This window comes from Archangium gephyra, from assembly GCF_049060025.1.
GTDB lineage: Bacteria > Myxococcota > Myxococcia > Myxococcales > Myxococcaceae > Archangium > Archangium gephyra_A.
On the sequence record NZ_JBMEQQ010000002.1, the window covers coordinates 8,428,054 to 8,443,752 of the forward strand.

At 69.9% G+C, this 15,699-nt stretch carries 15 protein-coding genes; 9 read left to right on the plus strand and 6 right to left on the minus strand.

What is annotated here, in order from left to right; genetic code table 11:
* Positions 1-59: 59 nt before the first annotated feature.
* Positions 60-2,306 (minus strand): ethanolamine ammonia-lyase subunit EutB, encoded by a 2,247-nt coding sequence (eutB, locus tag ACN28I_RS36910; RefSeq protein ID WP_420946585.1) that lies wholly within the window; start codon positions 2,304-2,306, stop codon positions 60-62.
* 296 nt (positions 2,307-2,602) lie between these two features.
* Here eutB and ACN28I_RS36915 point away from each other — a divergent pair, with 296 nt between their 5' ends.
* The 3 genes from ACN28I_RS36915 (at position 2,603) to ACN28I_RS36925 (ending at position 4,910) form a co-directional block, all read left to right on the plus strand.
* The gene (locus ACN28I_RS36915) at positions 2,603-3,343 is read left to right on the plus strand and encodes a class I SAM-dependent methyltransferase (protein ID WP_420946586.1); all 741 of its coding nucleotides are present in this window, start codon (positions 2,603-2,605) and stop codon (positions 3,341-3,343) included.
* Between the two features lie 23 nt (positions 3,344-3,366).
* Entirely contained in the window at positions 3,367-4,446 is a 1,080-nt protein-coding gene (locus ACN28I_RS36920; RefSeq protein WP_420946587.1) for a D-TA family PLP-dependent enzyme, read from the plus strand.
* 68 nt (positions 4,447-4,514) lie between these two features.
* A complete protein-coding gene (locus tag ACN28I_RS36925) occupies positions 4,515-4,910 on the plus strand; it encodes a hypothetical protein (RefSeq protein ID WP_420946588.1) in 396 nt (131 codons plus the stop codon).
* 8 nt (positions 4,911-4,918) lie between these two features.
* On the opposite strand, the gene ACN28I_RS36930 is transcribed toward ACN28I_RS36925, so the two are convergent.
* Positions 4,919-5,662 (minus strand): hypothetical protein, encoded by a 744-nt coding sequence (locus ACN28I_RS36930; protein ID WP_420946589.1) that lies wholly within the window; start codon positions 5,660-5,662, stop codon positions 4,919-4,921.
* A 567-nt stretch (positions 5,663-6,229) separates the two neighbouring features.
* Here ACN28I_RS36930 and ACN28I_RS36935 point away from each other — a divergent pair.
* Positions 6,230-7,123: an AHH domain-containing protein gene (locus tag ACN28I_RS36935; RefSeq protein ID WP_420946590.1), complete on the plus strand. Its 894-nt coding sequence runs from the start codon at positions 6,230-6,232 to the stop codon at positions 7,121-7,123.
* Between the two features lie 11 nt (positions 7,124-7,134).
* The gene (locus ACN28I_RS36940; protein ID WP_420946591.1) at positions 7,135-7,698 is read left to right on the plus strand and encodes an imm11 family protein; all 564 of its coding nucleotides are present in this window, start codon (positions 7,135-7,137) and stop codon (positions 7,696-7,698) included.
* 1 nt (position 7,699) lies between these two features.
* Here ACN28I_RS36940 and ACN28I_RS36945 read toward each other — a convergent pair whose 3' ends face one another.
* Complete coding sequence (locus ACN28I_RS36945; protein ID WP_420946592.1) at positions 7,700-8,386, minus strand: phospholipase D-like domain-containing protein; 687 nt, start codon at positions 8,384-8,386, stop codon at positions 7,700-7,702.
* 97 nt (positions 8,387-8,483) lie between these two features.
* Here ACN28I_RS36945 and clpP point away from each other — a divergent pair, with 97 nt between their 5' ends.
* A complete protein-coding gene (gene clpP / locus ACN28I_RS36950; protein ID WP_420946593.1) occupies positions 8,484-9,098 on the plus strand; it encodes an ATP-dependent Clp endopeptidase proteolytic subunit ClpP in 615 nt (204 codons plus the stop codon).
* Positions 9,099-9,328: 230 nt separating this feature from the next.
* Entirely contained in the window at positions 9,329-9,601 is a 273-nt protein-coding gene (locus ACN28I_RS36955; RefSeq protein ID WP_420946594.1) for a hypothetical protein, read from the plus strand.
* Between the two features lie 42 nt (positions 9,602-9,643).
* Here ACN28I_RS36955 and ACN28I_RS36960 read toward each other — a convergent pair whose 3' ends face one another.
* The 3 genes from ACN28I_RS36960 to ACN28I_RS36970 all read right to left on the minus strand — a co-directional run bounded on the left by ACN28I_RS36960 (position 9,644) and on the right by ACN28I_RS36970 (position 13,649).
* Positions 9,644-10,588: an alpha/beta fold hydrolase gene (locus ACN28I_RS36960; RefSeq protein WP_420946595.1), complete on the minus strand. Its 945-nt coding sequence runs from the start codon at positions 10,586-10,588 to the stop codon at positions 9,644-9,646.
* Between the two features lie 127 nt (positions 10,589-10,715).
* Positions 10,716-12,398 carry a bifunctional metallophosphatase/5'-nucleotidase gene (locus ACN28I_RS36965; protein ID WP_420946596.1) on the minus strand — a complete coding sequence of 561 codons (1,683 nt, stop codon included), beginning with the start codon at positions 12,396-12,398 and terminating at the stop codon, positions 10,716-10,718.
* A 45-nt stretch (positions 12,399-12,443) separates the two neighbouring features.
* Positions 12,444-13,649 (minus strand): SRPBCC family protein, encoded by a 1,206-nt coding sequence (locus ACN28I_RS36970; RefSeq protein WP_420946597.1) that lies wholly within the window; start codon positions 13,647-13,649, stop codon positions 12,444-12,446.
* 166 nt (positions 13,650-13,815) lie between these two features.
* Here ACN28I_RS36970 and ACN28I_RS36975 point away from each other — a divergent pair, with 166 nt between their 5' ends.
* Together ACN28I_RS36975 and ACN28I_RS36980 are read left to right on the plus strand one after the other, a co-directional pair.
* The gene (locus ACN28I_RS36975) at positions 13,816-14,118 is read left to right on the plus strand and encodes a hypothetical protein (protein WP_420946598.1); all 303 of its coding nucleotides are present in this window, start codon (positions 13,816-13,818) and stop codon (positions 14,116-14,118) included.
* Positions 14,119-14,274: 156 nt separating this feature from the next.
* A complete protein-coding gene (locus ACN28I_RS36980; protein WP_420946599.1) occupies positions 14,275-15,699 on the plus strand; it encodes a WGR domain-containing protein in 1,425 nt (474 codons plus the stop codon).

The following is a 15,699-nucleotide window of genomic DNA, read 5'->3' on the forward strand; positions in this document are numbered from 1 at the left end:
CCCGGGCCGACGGCGCTCGCGGTCCCCGGGGCCTACCGGCGCCGGCGCCGGGTGTCACTTCAGGGCGAGGTGAGCCCCTGGAGGATCCTCACCGTGTCCATCGCGGCGGTGGAGGGGGAGAGGGCCGTGTCGGCGATACCGGACACCACGCGGGTGATGTCGTGGTCCACCTCTCCCTCCCGGGCCCAGGCGCTCACCTTGGGCGCGGTGATGTAGACGGAGTAGGCGTGGTGCCCCGAGCCCGGCCGCTCGCCGATGATGTGCAGGATGGCCCGGTGCGAGTCCTTGTCCGGCAGTGAGCCGTACATCACCTCGCCGATGTGGTAGCCGGCGCGCACGCGTCCCGACCTGACCACGATGGGGTGGGGCGCCACCTTGTAGCCCGCGGACGCCAGCTCCGAGCGCACCCGCTCCAGGTACGGCGCGAGGTGCCCCTCGTCCGTGAGCGCATAGGCGTTGAGCCCGTCGGAGATGACGAGCTGCACGTCGTACTGGCCCGCATGCGCTTCCCGCAGGACTCGCAGGGCCTCCAGCGCCTTGTCGGAGAGCTGCTCTCCCGTGGGCGGGTGGAGGATGTAGTCCTCGCGGTTCTTGGAGCCGGTGGCCACGGAGATGGCGCCGGGCAGCGTGCTCGCGAAGGACGTGGGCAGCTCGGCGTGGATGCTCTTCTTCGCGTCGTCGTAGAGGTAGCGGATCTCCCGGTCCAGCACGGGGTTCAGGTCCCACCGGTTGACGCCGTGGCCCTCGGCGAGCCACACGCCGCGCTTGCGCACCTCGGCCATCTGCGTGCGCGCTTCCGCGAGGATTTCCCCGTCCGGGCGCGTGTCGCCCTTGCGCCGCTGGTATTGCAGGTACACCCAGGTGGGGTCCCCGAAGTGCGCGGTGGGCCTGCCCTGATCGTCGAGGATGCCGAGCTCCATGAAGAAGGCCCACATCCGGTCATCCACCTTGTAGCCGAACTTCTCGCGCAGGCGGACGTGGTCCTGGAACGCCGTGGTCAGGTAGCTGAGCATCGGATCGTTCTTGGTGGGCAGCGCCATGAGGTAGGCGGGGTTGGCGGGCATGATCTGCTCCAGGCACCAGTCGAGGTCATCCAGGTTGACCTCCATGTGCAGCGTGGAGCAGACGTCCAGGCCGAGCGTGAGCCCGTGCAGCTTGCCCATGACGATGTCCTCGAGGCAGCAGCGCACGAGTTGCTCGCGGGTGCGGAACACCTCGGGGCCGATGAAGCCGGCCACGTCATTGAGGTGCACCCAGGGAGCGGCGGGCCTGCCCGCGCCGAGCTGGGCCTGGGCCACGCGCTCCTGGAGCACGCGCGCGAAGCCGTACTTGCGCGACTCGTGCACCACCATGTCGAAGCCGTTGCCGTGGCCGTTGGTGCCGTCGGCGCCCTGGCCCGTCTCGAAGTAGAGGCCGTACTTGCCGGTGCGCTCGGCCGCGTGCGCCAGCATCTTGGGAAGGGTGACGTCGAACGTCTGGTTGGCGCCCTCGGTGCCGCCGAGGCTCTGGAACCAGAGCGCGGTGGAGCCGGGCTCGAGCTTCTCCACCTCGGCCTGGATGTCGATATGGGACAGCACGCAGTGGGGCATCACGTCCGCGATGCCGAACGTCTCCAGGACGTCCCGCAGCGTGTTCTGCACCGTCCGCACCGAGGCCACCTCGCTGGAGACGGGGTTGGTGCCGAGCAGCACGTCGCCCACGGCATAGGCCCAGCCGTTGAAGACCTGCCAGCGGATGTCGTCCGGGTGGTCCGTGGGCGAGTTGGGTTGGAGGCGCGCGCCCAGGTAGCCCCTGGAGCCGATCTTGCTGCCGGGCAGCGGGTTGAAGACCTTGCTCCCCACGGCGATGAGCTCCGTGTTGCTCATCAGCTTCACGATGCAGCCGATGACGTCGCTGCTCAGCCCGGGCATGAGGGCCTTGATGTCCGCCTCGCTCCCATCGAGGAGGAAGCGCTTGAGCTGGCCCATCGTCCAGCCCTTCACGGCGTCCGCCGCCGAGGCGTCCACCCCCTGCTCGATGAGCGTGAAGAGGCCGTCCTCGAAGAGCGGGTGGGCGCGCAGCTCTCCGATGCGCGTGTTGGAGAGGAGGAGGCGCGCGTTGGCGCGGGAGGTGTCGTCCGCGGCGGCCAGGCTCGCGGCCTCGTCGCCCTCCTTGTACTCGTTGGCCGCGCCGATGAGCTGCCGGTAGAGCGTCGGGTCGAAACCGCCCCGCGTGCGCTCCAGGTAGGCGAAGAGGCTCTCCCCTTCATTCACCGAGGGGATGTAGACGCCGGGAGGGGGTGGGCCGGGCTGCGGCGTATAGGGCACCGGCTCCTGCCGGCAGGCCGCGAGCGCGAGCGCGGAGCTTCCCGAGCATCACCGACTTCATGAATGTCCGGCGGCGCATGCCCACCGGTTCCCCTCGTGGGCTCGTGGGTGGAGCGGAGTTGCGCTGCGCCCCACGGCGTGGCCGGACCCGATGCATCGTCTTCATGGCTGTCCCCCTTCGGCGAATGGGGGGATTCTGAGGAACCCCGGCACCTCCAGGCAAAACGGCCCCGTCCGGCACTGCCCACTGGTGATCGTTGCGTGTGGCCCGGGTTCCGGAGACCCTGGGAGGCACAATGAAGGAGCCGGTGCCCCCACCCGGGAGGGAGAAGGACGACTCGCTGGAGGACCTGGACCTGCCGTTGCTCCAGGCCGTGGCGCTGCAGGTGTCCGTGTTGGCCATCGCGCTCTTCACGCGCCTCCTGGATGTGCTGGTGCTGTGCGTGCGCCCGTGGCTGCTGCGGCCCTACCTGGGCATCTGGCTGGCGGAGTGGATGCACTCGCCCTACCGGCCGCGGCGGACCTTCGAGGTGACGCGGGTGCTGCGGGAGAGCGGGCAGGGGTTTCGCGAGCTCATCTACGGGGAGACGCCGCTGTTCACGGCGGTGCGGCTGTTCCGGAGGGCCGGGGTGGGCCGGGGCAGCCGGGTGGTGGACGTGGGGGCGGGGCGGGGGAGGGTGCTGCTCGCGGCGCGGTGGCTGGGCGCGGAGGCGCGGGGCGTGGAGCTGCTGGTGGACCATGTGGCGAGCGTGGCGGGGCAGTTGCGGCCCGCGGGCATCACGCTCACGGTGGGGGACGCGACGCGCGAGGAGCTGGGGGATGCCAGCCACGTCTTCTCCAACTGGACGGCGCTGGGTCCCGAGACGAAGGCCCGCCTCGTCGAGCGCTTCCGGGCCTGCCGTCCGGGCACGCGCTTCATCGTGGTGACGCGGCCCATCGAGGGCCGGGGCTTCGTCACCCTGTCCACCCACCGGATGCTCTTCACGTGGGGCTTCGAGACGGTATGGGTCCAGGAGTACCGTCCGGAGCCCGTATGAGCCTTCCCTCTTTGGACAGATCCTTGGCCAGCATCGAGACCCCGGCCGCGTTGGTGGATGAGGACCGCCTGGAGACGAACCTCCAGAAGGCGGCGGCGTACGTGCGCGAGCACGGGCTGCGGTGGCGGCCCCACACGAAGACCCACAAGGTGCCGGAGCTGGCGGCGAGGCAGCTCCAGGCCGGGGCATCGGGCGTCACGGTGGCCACGCCGCGCGAGGCGGAGGTGATGGGCACGGTGGCGGAGGACGTGCTCCTGGCCTACTCGCCGGTGGGGGCCTCGAAGCTGGCGCGGTTGATGGCGCTGCCCGGGCGGGTGCGGCTCTCGGTGGCGGTGGACTCGCGGGAGGTGTTGGCGGGGCTGGCCGAGGCCGCTCGCGGGGCGGGGCGGCGCGTGGGCGTGCTGGTGGAGCTGGACCTGGGGATGCGCCGCGTGGGCGTGCCGGTGCCGGAGGAGGCGGTGGCGCTGGCGCGCGAGGTGGCCGGGGCGGAGGGGCTCGAGTACCAGGGCGTGATGTTCTACCCGGGGCACATCCGCCTGCCGCTGGCCGAGCAGGGCCCGGCGCTCGTGGAGGTGTCGCGGCGGCTGGGCACGTTCCTGGAGGCGCTCGGGGCCGCGGGGTTGAAGCCGGGCGTGGTGAGCGGCGGCTCCACGCCCACGCTCTGGCGCTCGCACGAGGTGGTGGGGATGAATGAGATCCGCCCGGGCATCACGCCCTTCTTCGACCGGGCGAGCGCGTGGATGGGCGTGTGTGGCTGGGACGAGGTGGCCTACTCGGTGCTGGCGACGGTGGTGAGCACGGCGGTACCGGGACAGGCCGTCATCGACGCGGGCTCCAAGGCCCTGGCGAAGGAGGAGCTGCCGGTGGGCGGTTACGGCGCGCTGTTGGAGCGGCCGGAGGTGGTGGTGCACGCGCTGTCCGAGGAGCACGGAATGCTGGACCTGTCGCGGACCCCGTGGAGGCCACGCGTGGGCGAGCGGGTGCGGGTGGTGCCCAACCACGTCTGCGTCTCGGTGAACCTGCAGGACGAGCTGTGGGCCGTGCGCGGTGGGCAGGTGGTGGGCCGCTGGGACGTGACGGGGCGGGGCCGGGGACCGGCGTAGTGCCTCCGTCCCTGGTGTCTGCCTCTATAGTGGGGCGCCTGCTCTGGCCTCCACGAAAGGGAGCCCCCATGAAGACGCAGAAGCTGTCCGTGTTCGCCGTTCTCGCCCTTGGTGTTGCCGTGGCTGTTCTGGCTCCGTCTTCGTCGCGCGCCGAGCCGCCCGCGGTCATCGACCCCATGGGTATGGTCCTGCCCACCAGCCTGCCCAAGGTCACCTTCTACTTCCGGGCGCCGGGGGGAACGAAGCTCACGGGAACCTTCATCGCCGAGGAACTGGCGAAGAAGGGCTCGGAGAAGAACATCGTCATCGCCTCCGCCACCGTGACGGCCCAGGACAAGATGGCGGCGACTTTCACGCTGCCGCGGCCGTCCGTGGGTTGGCCGATCGGCCAGTACCGGCTCGAGGTCAAGCACGGAGACAAGCTCGTCCACGTCCAGCGCTTCATGATCCTGGACGTGAAGTAGCGCGCCGCTCAGTGCTCGACACGGCCCTTCTGGCTCTGCCGGTAGACGGGGAGCCGCATGGCGTGCAGGAAGCCGCGAGGGCGGATGCCGAGCCCATCGCGGAAGGGGTTGAAGCGCAGGCGCGCCGGGTCCAGCACCACCTCCTGCCGCAGGAAGATGTCGGCGAGGGGCGTCCAGGTGCGGGGCAGCCCGTGCTCGAGGGGAAGCACCTCGAAGGTGAGCAGGGCGTTGCCGTCGTGCATGGCGTCACGCAGCCTCGCCACGCGTGAGCCCTGCCGCCGGGGGCCTCGTGGCGAGGTGAGCCGCAGCTTCGTCTTTCCGAGTCCCTGCACCGTGAAGGGCGCGAGGCCGTAGTAGTCGTTCTGGAGCCAGTCGTGCACGCGGGTGGTGAGGAAGGCGGGGGCCAGCGTCCAGACGTGGCGCAGGGTGGCGAAGAGGACGTCCTGGTCGCCGGGGGAAGCTTCCTCGGTGAGGGTCGTGTCGCGCCGGAAGCGCACCGAGGCCCCGAGGATGTCCGGCCATTCGCGTCCGCCCCGCCAGGTAGCCGTGGAGAGCCGCACGAAGGCGGGGCCCGCGAGGCGCGAGGCCACGGCCAGGAAGGGCGGATCGGTCCTCACGGGGACGACCTCGGCCTGGAGGCAGATGCCCTCGGCATGAACGGCCCGCGCGTGGCGCAGCCCCGAGATGGCTCGGAATTGCGGCGACAACAGGGCTCCCACCGTCTGCCCCACCGTTTCACCCAACATTCCCATGCGCACCTCCCCCGGCAGCACACGGTGGGGTGGGGTGGGGGGTCCGGCCAATCCCCGTCCCATGCCTGGACGGAGAGCAGGCAGGGGGGCTCGTCCTGAGGCTATCGTGGACACCCCATGCTCGAGATGAGGAAGGGTCCTCTGCCTCTGCACCTGCCTGTAGCCCTGGGCCTGCTTTTCGCCTCCGCGTGTGCCACCCTCGACGAGCCACTCCCTGACGGTCCTCGAGGTCCTGCGCCGGCCGGCACCATCCGCGTCACCCCGCTGCCGGATGGCAGGCTCCTGCTCACTTTTCCTCTTCTGCCCGAGGAGCCCACCTTCCAACGTTTCTCGGCGGAGGACGCACGCCGGGTGCTCGCTCGATTCCATGAGGATCTCGCGAGCCTGGAGCCTGCTCTTCTTCGAGGAGCAGGGGGCGGGCTCTGCGCCTCGGGTGTCCGGCTTGCTTCCTTCCCTGTTTCCCCTCAGTCCTCACCCCTGGAGCGCACGCTGCGCGAGCAATTCTCCGCGCGCTATGGCGAAGCGCTTTTCCCCCTGCCGCCTTGTCTGGAGGGAAGTCCGCTTCTCATGGCGCTGCGCTTGTCGCCCCGGTACATGCCTCGGGGGATGCAGGAGGGGTTCGAGACTCTCGTGAAGGATCCAGCCTTCCTCGCGAGCATGGCCACGGCCCTCGTCGTGTACGGCCTCGCCTGGGCGGCGCCCGAGCCGCTCTTCACCAAGGCGTTCGCCGCCTCTGTCTCCGTGGTGCTTCTCACCGTCTTCTCCGTCGCGGAGCTCACCCACTTCGGCATGGTGACATTCCGCCTCTACCAGGGCACCCGCGACGCCCGGAGCCTGAAAGAAGTCGAGGCCGCGGCCGAGCACTTCGGCAGGTACCTGGGCGGCGCCGGGGTCCGCATCCTCGCTTTCGTGGCGATGCGGGGTGTTGGGAAGAACGCGCAGGTTCCTCAGGGGGGTCTGGGGAGGCTGTGGCCCCGCCGCCTGGCCCTGCCAGGGGGCTTCAACTGGAGCAACGTCACCTTGGCCCAGGCCAGCTCGGCAGAGGGCTCCCTCCTCGTCGCGGGAGTCGCCGCTGGTACAGCCAGTTCCGCCCTGCGCAGTGCTTGCAAGGAACTCTCGGCCAGGGCACCCGGTTACTCGCGCCACCACCTTGCCACCAACAAGAACGACAACTCCGAAGTGCGGGGCGGCCCATGGACGCCGCGTTTCGAGAAGATCTTCGCCAAGGCGGGTGTGGACCTCGACGACGATGCGAACAAGGTGAACCTGCTGGGCCACTTCGGACCGCACCCCGAGGAGTACCACGGAGAGATCTTCAGGCGTCTCGAAGACGCCATCAGGTTCTGTAGACCGCAACAGCAATGCAGGGCCAGACTGTTGGAGGAGCTCAAGCGGATTGCGGACGAGGTCTGCACTCCTGGCACACGGCTCCACGGTCTGACGACGAAACCCAGGAACTGAGATGGGCGAACATGCGATTTCATGAGCTGTTCTTCGACTCGCGCATCCGGGAGCAGTGGGTCCTGGCGGAGCCCATCGACGGACAGGGCGAGGAGATAGACCCCTGGCAGTTCTTCAGCGGACGCCCCATCGCTCTGTCGGGGACGCCTCGAATACCCGTGGATGCTCCTGGACGTGCACTCGACTTCAGCTTCACGACGCTCAGCATCCCCATCGTCCACGCGCGGCTCGCCCCGCTCTTCGAGCGCCTGGGTCTGGGGCAACAAGTACAACTCCTCCCGGTCGAGGTGACAGGGCGGACGGAGCCCTACTTCCTCGTCAACGTCCTCCGAGTCCTCCCCTGCATCGACGATGCCCGGTGCGAGCGGGTGGAATATTGGCGGCCCGAAGATGGGGCGCCTGACAGAGTGGGGGACTACCGCCTCGTCAGGGGCCTGCGCATCGACCCTTCCCGAGCAGGCGATTCCGACATCTTCCGGCCCAGGGGGTGGAACTCTGTCCTCCTGGTCTCCGAGCGTCTCAAAGACGCCCTGGAAGACGAGCAGGTGGGGGGGATCCGCTTCACCGAGGTATAGCTCAGCCCAGGGCCGTCCAGAGGTCGTCGAAGGCCCGGCAGAAGGGGACCACCAGCCGGGGGTCATCCGAGACGAGCACGTTCTCGTGGTTCTCGGCCGCGGCCGAGCGGGTCCAGTTGTAGCTGCCGGTGAGCAGCCGCATCCGGTCGAACACGGCGAACTTGTGGTGCATGTGCGCTTCCGTCCGGTCCACCCGCACGGGCACCCCGGAGCGCAGCAGCCGGTGGATGTCCGAGCCGGCATCCATCGCCTTGTCGTCGTCCGTCACCACCCGCAGCCGCACGCCCCGCTCATGGGCCTCCAGCAGCGCCCGGGTGATGCGGTCGTCCGTGATGGTGAAGACGCACACGTCCGCGCTTCCCCGCGCCTCGCCGATGAGCCGCACGATGGCCCGCAGGGGGGCCTCCCCGGGGCTGAAGTGCACATCCATCCGGCTCGTCTCCCGCAGCTCGCGCGAGGGCTGCAGGGCCTTCACCGTGTCCTCCAGCCAACCAATCACCTCGCGGGCCCGGGGGTCGCTCACCGAGTCGCGGGCCAGCTCGAATGCCCGCGAGCGGAAGAGCGCCAGCACCGCCTCGCCCGCCTTGCGGTCGTCCAGGACGGCCTGGAGCGCCTGCCGCTCGGTGCGGGTGAGCGTCCGGTCCTCCAGCGTGGCGGCGAGGATGGCATCGATGTCGGAGGCGTTCATGGCAGTCCCCTGGGGTGGGCCCCGAGCGTAACCTGGAGCACGGTCCATGAAGAACGGACGGGCGCCCGGCGGGAAGGCGGATTAGTGTTGGGGAGCCATGAACATCCCCTTCGTCATCGAGACCACCCATCGGGGTGAGCGCGCATACGACCTCTACAGCCGGCTCCTCAAGGACCGCATCGTCATGCTCGGCACGCCGGTGAACGATGATGTGGCCAACATCATCGTCGCCCAGCTCCTCTTCCTCGAGTCCGAGGACCCCGACAAGGGCATCAGCCTCTACATCAACTCGCCCGGAGGCTCGGTGACGGCGGGCCTGGCCATCTATGACACGATGCAGTACGTCAAGTGTCCGGTGTCCACCATCTGCGTCGGGCAGGCGGCCTCGATGGGCGCCCTGCTCCTGCTCGCCGGGGCGCCGGGCAAGCGGTACTCCCTGCCCAACTCGCGCATCATGATCCACCAGCCGCTCGGTGGTGCGCAGGGCCAGGCCTCGGACATCGACATCCAGGCCAAGGAAATCCTCCGCCTGCGCTCCTACATCAACGGCCTCATCGTGAAGCACACGGGCCACACCATCGAGCGCATCGAGAAGGACACCGAGCGCGACTACTTCATGAGCGCCGAGGAGGCCCGGCAGTACGGCATCCTCGACGAGGTGGTGAGCAAGCAGGTGCTCTCGCCCGCGGTCAATACCAACAAGGACAAGTAGCCTCACCCCGGCGCGGACGGTGGGCGCAACGGCTGCGGCCTGGGATTCCCCGGGCCGCAACGCTTGCGTGCCGGGCGCGGGGGCTCTCGTCGCGTCGCGAGGGAGCCTCCCGTGGCACGGACCATGCTCACCTTTGGACTGTCATGGTCCCTCTCCGTCCCGCCATTGCCCTGTTTCTCTCCGCGACCCTCCTCGGCATCGGTTGTGCCGGACCGACCCAGGAGCGCCGGATGTACCCGGAGCCGCCCAACACCGTGCAGCAGGAGCTGGGCTACAACGACGTCATCCGCATCGGCCAGGAATACGCCGCCTCCTCCGGCTATGAGGTCGTCGAGGTCGCCGAGGCCGTACAGACACGTCCCAACTACTGGCGCATCCGCTTCGGCCTGGCTCCTCGGGGCTCGGGCAGGCTGCTGGAGGTCGAGTTCGACCAGGCCCAGCGCCAGGTCGTGGGCACTACCGAGGTGGGTGGCGCGGCGGGCCGTGGGACGCCGGCTCCCTAGAGAGGCCCCATCCCCTCACCCGGAGGGCGAGGGAAAAGGCGCCTACGGCAGGGACGACAGGAACTGGTTCACGTCGTAGGCGAAGCGCTCCGACTCCTCCAGGTACGGGTAATGCGCGCTCTGCTCGTACTCGAGGAAGGTGGCGTGGGGCAGGGACTGCGCGAGGGCCCGCATGCTCTCCACGCCGATGGAGCGGTCGTACTTGCCGCCGATGACGAGCACCGGCGCGGTGACGCGCGCGGCGGACGAGAAGCGGTAGTTCAGCAGCTCGGTGGCGAAGAGGGTGCGGGACAGCTCGCCCGTGTTGCGCAGGCCGCTCTCCGCGTCCACCGCCTCCTGCAGCTGCTGGTACATGGGGCTGCGGAACTGGAGCTGGTGGAAGAAGCGCTGCGCGTCCATGCCCCGCAGGGCTCGCATCACCTGCGCGTAGTCCGAGGTGTCTCCCGAGGCGCTCGCGGGCGCCGTCATCCGCTCGGGGTGGAGGCGCTCGAGCTCCCGCTTCCAGGTGGCGAAGGTGCTCTCCGCGTCCGAGAAGCCGCTCACCACCACGAGGCCCGCCACGCGCCCGGGGTGGCGCGCCGCGTACTCCAGCGCGAGCGTCCCGCCGAAGGAGTGGCTCAGCAGCACCCAGCGCTCCACGCCCAGCTCCTGGCGCAGCGCCTCCAGGTCCGCCACCAGCACCTCCAGCGAGTAGCGGGTGTCCCACGGGCGCTCGGAGCGGCCGCAGCCGCGCTGGTCCAGGTACACCATGCGCCGGCCCTTCTCCAGGTGGGGCCCCATCAGCCGGGCGAAGCTGTAGCTGTTGTGGCCGGGGCCTCCATGGAGGAAGAGCACCGGGGCGCGCTGCTCCGGTGCCTCTCCGGCGATGCGGTAGTACAGGCGCACGCCGTTGACGATGCGCTGGTGTTCGCCCGGGGCCAGCGGGGGCCCGGGATGGGTGTCGGAGCGGGGCGCGTGGTGCGCACAGGCGGTCACCAGGGCGCACACGACGGCACAAGCCAGAAGTCCAAGACGCGGGAAACGCATGGCCCCTATGTGGTGTCTCCCCTCGCGGGTTGCCCGTGTCCCGAGCGGAAAATGTCGCCCGCTGTCCGGCGCGAGTGTCGTCTGCCGGCTATTCCACCCGCTGGAGGCGGTTCGTCCCGGGCGGGGACAGGGGCGAGCGGGCCTTCAGCCACGCTTCCAGTGCGTCCAGGTCCAACGGGCCGCCGCGCCGCTCGGTGCCCGTGGGGAGCACGCGGAAGTTGTCTCCGCCCTGGGCGAGGAAGCTGTTCACCGTCACGCGGTAGCGGCCCGCCGGGTCCACGGGGGCGCCGTGGAGCCGCAGGCTGGCCGGGTCCACCTTCTGGCCCACGGGCGCCGAGGCCTTCCACGTGTAGCCGAAGCCCCGAGACGGTTGGAGGACGCGCACGAGGCTCCCCTCCCATTGCTGCTCCAGCAGGGTGTGGAGCTGCGCGCCGGTGAGCGTCATCGTCACCAGGGTGTTGCCGAAGGGCTGCACGTCGAAGGCCTCGCCATAGGTGACGTCGCCCGCTTCGAGGTCCGCCCGGATGCCGCCGGGGTTCATGAAGGCCACCTGGGCCCCCGCGTCCTTCGTCGCGGCGAGCTGCGAATCGGCGAGGGTGTTGCCCAGGGGGGACTCGCCCGAGGGCCACCGCTGGGGATCCGGCGGCCGCAGGGTTTCCGTCACCTGGCCGAGGACACGGTTGCGCCGGGGGGCGGCCAGGGCGTCATAGCGCTCGACGAGCGCTTGCACCTCGGGGACGCCCTCCGTGTCGCGGGTGACGAGCACGTTGCGCGCGGTGCTCTCCACCACGTCCCCGGTGGCCGCGTCCAGCACGAGGTCCAGGTCCGTGATGAGCCGTCCATAGGAGGCCGCGCTGGTGACGCGCTTGCCGGCGATGACGCAGTTGTAGGGCTGGTGGGTGTGGCCGGTGATGACGGCGTCCACCTCCGCGTCCATGCGCCGGACGATGTCCACGATGGGCCCGGAGATGCCCTCGCATCCGTCATACGTGCCCGTCTGGACGCCGCCCTCGTGCAGCAGCACCACGATGGCCCGCACGCCCTGCTTCCTCAGCCCGGGCACCAGCGCGTTGACCGTCTCGGCCTCGTCGCGGAACTGGAGCCCCCGGATGCCGGCAGCGTCGACGATCTCCGGCGTGCCCTCGAGCGTCATGCCGATGAAGGCCACCTTCACGCCGTCGAACTCACGCACGGCGTGGGCCGGGAAGAGGGGAGCGCCCTGGGCGTCCGTCACGTTGGCGGCGAGGAACTGGAACCGCGCACCCTCGAAGGGCGTGCCGTCCTGGCACCCATCCACCGGGTGGCAACCTCCGCTCTGCATGCGCCGGAGCTCGGCGGCCCCTTCGTCGAATTCGTGATTGCCCACGCCGTTGAGCGCCAGCCCCGCGAGGTTCATCGCCTCGATGGTGGGCTCGTCGTGGAAGAGCGCGGAGACGAGCGGGCTCGCGCCGATGAGGTCTCCCGCGGACACGATGAGGGTGTTCCTCGGCTCGAGGGCGCGCAGCCGGGCGAGGTGGTGGGCGAGGTGGCTCATGCCCCCCGTCTTCACCCGGACGGGGCTGCCGTCGGGGTTGCTGCCCGTGCGAATCTCCCCCGAGGTGTCCGAGGGCGGTGCGAGGTGGCCGTGGAAGTCATTGAGGGCCAGCACCTGGACGGACACCGTGCGGGGGCGGGCACGCGCGGGTCCTCCGCCGGGGTGCGCACAGGACAGCAGCAGCGCGGCGGCGAGCAGCAGGGGCTGGAGCGGGAAGCGGGTAGAGATGGAGCGCATGCGGTGGCTCCTATCTCTACACGTCCCGTTGCCTCGCGCATGCCGTCAGTGCACCGGCCGGGGCCCGCGCCGCTCCGGCGTGGAGGGGGAGGTCCGCTCGCGCGAGACGCTCTCACGCCCCGGGGCCTTGCCCGTCTCGATGAGCGACTTGAGCTGCATCAGGTCGTCATCCATCTGCTTCCGGGGGTCGGCGCCCAGCAGCCGGGCGAAGGCGTGGCCCAGCGCGCCCGCGGGCGGTTTGTAGGACATGCGGATGTCCAACCGCGTGGAGCGGCCGTCGTGGGACGGGCCGAAGTGGATGATGCCCGCGTTCTCCACCGTGGAGCCCTCCACGCTCTTCCAGGCGAGCACCTGGTGGGGGATGAGCCGGGTGACGATGGCATCCCACTCGAAGACGGTGCCGGCCGGGCCCCGCACCCGCCAGTGCGAGCGGTCCTCCCCGCTGGTGCGCACCTCCTCCACGTGGCTCATGAAGCGCGGGAAGTTCTCCATGGCCCGCCAGAAGCCGAACACCTCCTCCACCGGGGCGTGGACGATGATGTTCTTGTGGACCTCGATGGCCAGCCGCTCGCCGCCCAGGCCGGTGAGGCGCTTGAGCTCGATGTTGGTGATGCTGCGCAGGGTGAGCAGCGAGCCCAGGAAGGCCGAGCCCATGCCCCCCACGCCGCGGCGGGTGAGGCCCCACGTCAGCAGGCTCGCGCCCCCGAGCCCCGCCACGAAGCGCGCCGCGGGCGACCAGTTGTGCTGGAAGAACTCGGGCCGGTCCCCGGGACGGACCGAGCCGCCCTGTAGGTCCGGATGGCGGTCCGGCTCCTTGAACACCTGGAGGTTGTCCGTCAGGTCCAGGACACCGCGCACGTGCGCGATGCGGGAGAGAATGCGCGGGTGCTCGGCCGCGAGGACGACGCCGTCGAGCCGGACCCGGCCCTGCTCGACACTCACGTGGATGGCGTGCGTATGCGAGCACACCCGGCCGAGCGCCGAGCGGATGCGGGCCTCGATGGTCCGGTCGTCCACTTCCTCACGGCGCATCCGGTGGAGGGTCTCGAAGAAGAAGCCGCGCGTGCGGTGGGCGATGTCGCGCACCACCACGCGGGCGGCCTCCTGGGTTTCGTGTACGGCGTGAAGGGCCTTGTCGTGCACCCCGGCCCGGCGGCGCCGGCCACTGCGCGGGTCTCCCAGGTACATGAGCCCCGCGCCCACTCCGATGCCTCCCACGAGCGACCCTAGAACTCCCATCGGAACTCTCATTTCCTGCCCTCCTTGGAACTCCCGAGTCCCCAACGTGGGGCTGGCGGGCGTGCGCGACAGCAAGCGGGCGAGGGGTTCCCTCCCTGGCCGCCTCATACCTGTACCCACCCGGATGAGCAGATTGGTGACGCTGGCCCGGAGGCCAGGAGACCCAAGGAGGGGAGACATGCCAGAGAAGACGCCGACGACTCCCGGAGCACCGACGAAGGAGCCCAATCCCCAGCAGCCCCCGCAGCGGGAGCCGGGGCCGCAGCCCTCACCGGAGATCGAACCGCCCACCCGGAGGCACCAGCCGGAGATCGATCCGCCCTCGCGCCAGCCGCCGGAGATAGAGCCTCCCTCCCGGCGCGAGCCGCCCATGGAAGAGCCGGGCCGTCAGACCGAGCCGGAGTTCAATCCTCCGGGCATCCACGAGGCCCCGGACCCGGGCGGGGCGCCGATGGGCTCTCCCCCCGACGTCATCGCGTGAGGGACGCTCAGTCGCCAGCGCCCGCGCGCTCGAACAGGTGCTCGATGACCTGGGCGTAGTGGGCGCTGACGATGTGGCGCCGCTCGCTGGAATGCTTCCGTGCTGTCAGTTCCTCGGACTACTCTGCACGTACCGCATCAGCAGGGAGACCTGAGCATGGCCGAGGAACGGACGTACCTGGAGCTGTCGGAGGCGGGGGGCGGGTCGCACAAGTTCTACGAGGTGAAGGTCGAGGGCAACTCCCTCACCGTCCGCTACGGCCGCATCGGCGACAAGGGCCAGACGCAGGTCTCCCAGTTCCCCTCCGAGGACAAGGCGATCGCCGAAGCCCGGAAGAAGATCAACGAGAAGGTCCGCAAGGGCTATGCCCCCGCCGTCATGGGCCAGCGCCAGAAGCGCTCCATCACCCGCCGCGAAATCACCAGCGGCCGCTCCAACGCGAACCTGGCTCCGCTCCTCTGGAAGTTCAACTCGGGCGACCGGGCCTTCGGCGTCTTCGTGGACGATTCGCGCTGCTGGGTGGGCAACGAGAGCGGCTCCATCTACTCGGTGGACCACGAGGGCCGCACGCTCTCCCAGTTCCGCCTCCCCGATGGGGTGAAGTGCATCGTCGCCGATGACCGCTGGATCTACGCCGGGTGCGACGACGGCCGCGTCTATGACCTCGGCGGCAAGGTGCCGCGCGTCGCCTACAACATCTCCGACGACCTGGACATCTACTGGCTGGACATCAAGGACGGTGTCCTGGGCGTGTCCGACGCGGGCGGCAAGCTCACCGCCATCAACCACGAGGACGAGTCCCAGTGGGCGAAGCAGAGCGTCGGCACCCACGGGTGGATGGTGCGCTGCGACGAGCTGGGCATGTACCACGGCCACGGGCGCGGTCTGACCATGTACGACTGGGAGGACGGCCGCGAAATCTGGCACCGCTCCACCCAGGGCAACGTCCTGTTCGGCTGGCAGGAGGAGTCCTCGCTCTACGCCTGCACCAACCTGGGTTTCGTGCACCGCTTCACCAAGAAGGGGGACGTGGGGCCCGTCATGCAGTGCGACGCGGCGGTGTTCTCCTGCGCCGCGGTGGATGACGGCCGCTACGTCTTCGCTGGCGACAACATGTCCAGCGTCTACTGCTTCAACGACAAGGGCCAGCGGCTCTGGAAGCTGTCCACCGGCTGCGGCTCGGCCTTCTCCATGCAGTTCTTCCAGGACCGGCTCTACCTCGTCACCACCGAGGGCGTGCTCGCCTGCATCGACGCGAGCGAGAAGGCCATCCAGTCCGCCCAGTCCGGCTCGGTGCCGCAGGCGCGCAGCATCCAGGCCCCCAAGCCCGTGGCCGCTGTCCCCTCCGGAACCGTGGAGACGACGCGCGAGGCGGGCACCGGCGTCGTCGTGGAGTGCTACCAGGACGGGCCCAACCTGCGCGTGCGCGTGGTGTCCCCCGGCTACCACTCCGACTGGCACGTGCAGTTCCCCAAGGACATCCGCGATGCGGGCGGCCGCTACGTCGTGGAGGGTGTCCGTGAGTCCGCGCGCGGTGGCTTCTACCGCGCCTATGGCGACATCCGCAGGCTGGTGAGCTGA

Excerpts from the sequence above, each read along its gene's own strand:
- ACN28I_RS36915 (WP_420946586.1), top strand. The coding sequence starts at position 2,603 with ATGAAGGAGCCGGTGCCCCCACCCGGGAGGGAGAAGGACGACTCGCTG.
- ACN28I_RS36925 (WP_420946588.1), top strand. The coding sequence starts at position 4,515 with ATGAAGACGCAGAAGCTGTCCGTGTTCGCCGTTCTCGCCCTTGGTGTT.
- ACN28I_RS36930 (WP_420946589.1), bottom strand. The coding sequence starts at position 5,662 with ATGGGAATGTTGGGTGAAACGGTGGGGCAGACGGTGGGAGCCCTGTTG.
- ACN28I_RS36935 (WP_420946590.1), top strand. The coding sequence starts at position 6,230 with ATGGCGCTGCGCTTGTCGCCCCGGTACATGCCTCGGGGGATGCAGGAG.
- ACN28I_RS36940 (WP_420946591.1), top strand. The coding sequence starts at position 7,135 with ATGCGATTTCATGAGCTGTTCTTCGACTCGCGCATCCGGGAGCAGTGG.
- ACN28I_RS36945 (WP_420946592.1), bottom strand. The coding sequence starts at position 8,386 with ATGAACGCCTCCGACATCGATGCCATCCTCGCCGCCACGCTGGAGGAC.
- clpP (WP_420946593.1), top strand. The coding sequence starts at position 8,484 with ATGAACATCCCCTTCGTCATCGAGACCACCCATCGGGGTGAGCGCGCA.
- ACN28I_RS36955 (WP_420946594.1), top strand. The coding sequence starts at position 9,329 with ATGTACCCGGAGCCGCCCAACACCGTGCAGCAGGAGCTGGGCTACAAC.
- ACN28I_RS36965 (WP_420946596.1), bottom strand. The coding sequence starts at position 12,398 with ATGCGCTCCATCTCTACCCGCTTCCCGCTCCAGCCCCTGCTGCTCGCC.
- ACN28I_RS36970 (WP_420946597.1), bottom strand. The coding sequence starts at position 13,649 with ATGAGAGTTCCGATGGGAGTTCTAGGGTCGCTCGTGGGAGGCATCGGA.
- ACN28I_RS36975 (WP_420946598.1), top strand. The coding sequence starts at position 13,816 with ATGCCAGAGAAGACGCCGACGACTCCCGGAGCACCGACGAAGGAGCCC.
- ACN28I_RS36980 (WP_420946599.1), top strand. The coding sequence starts at position 14,275 with ATGGCCGAGGAACGGACGTACCTGGAGCTGTCGGAGGCGGGGGGCGGG.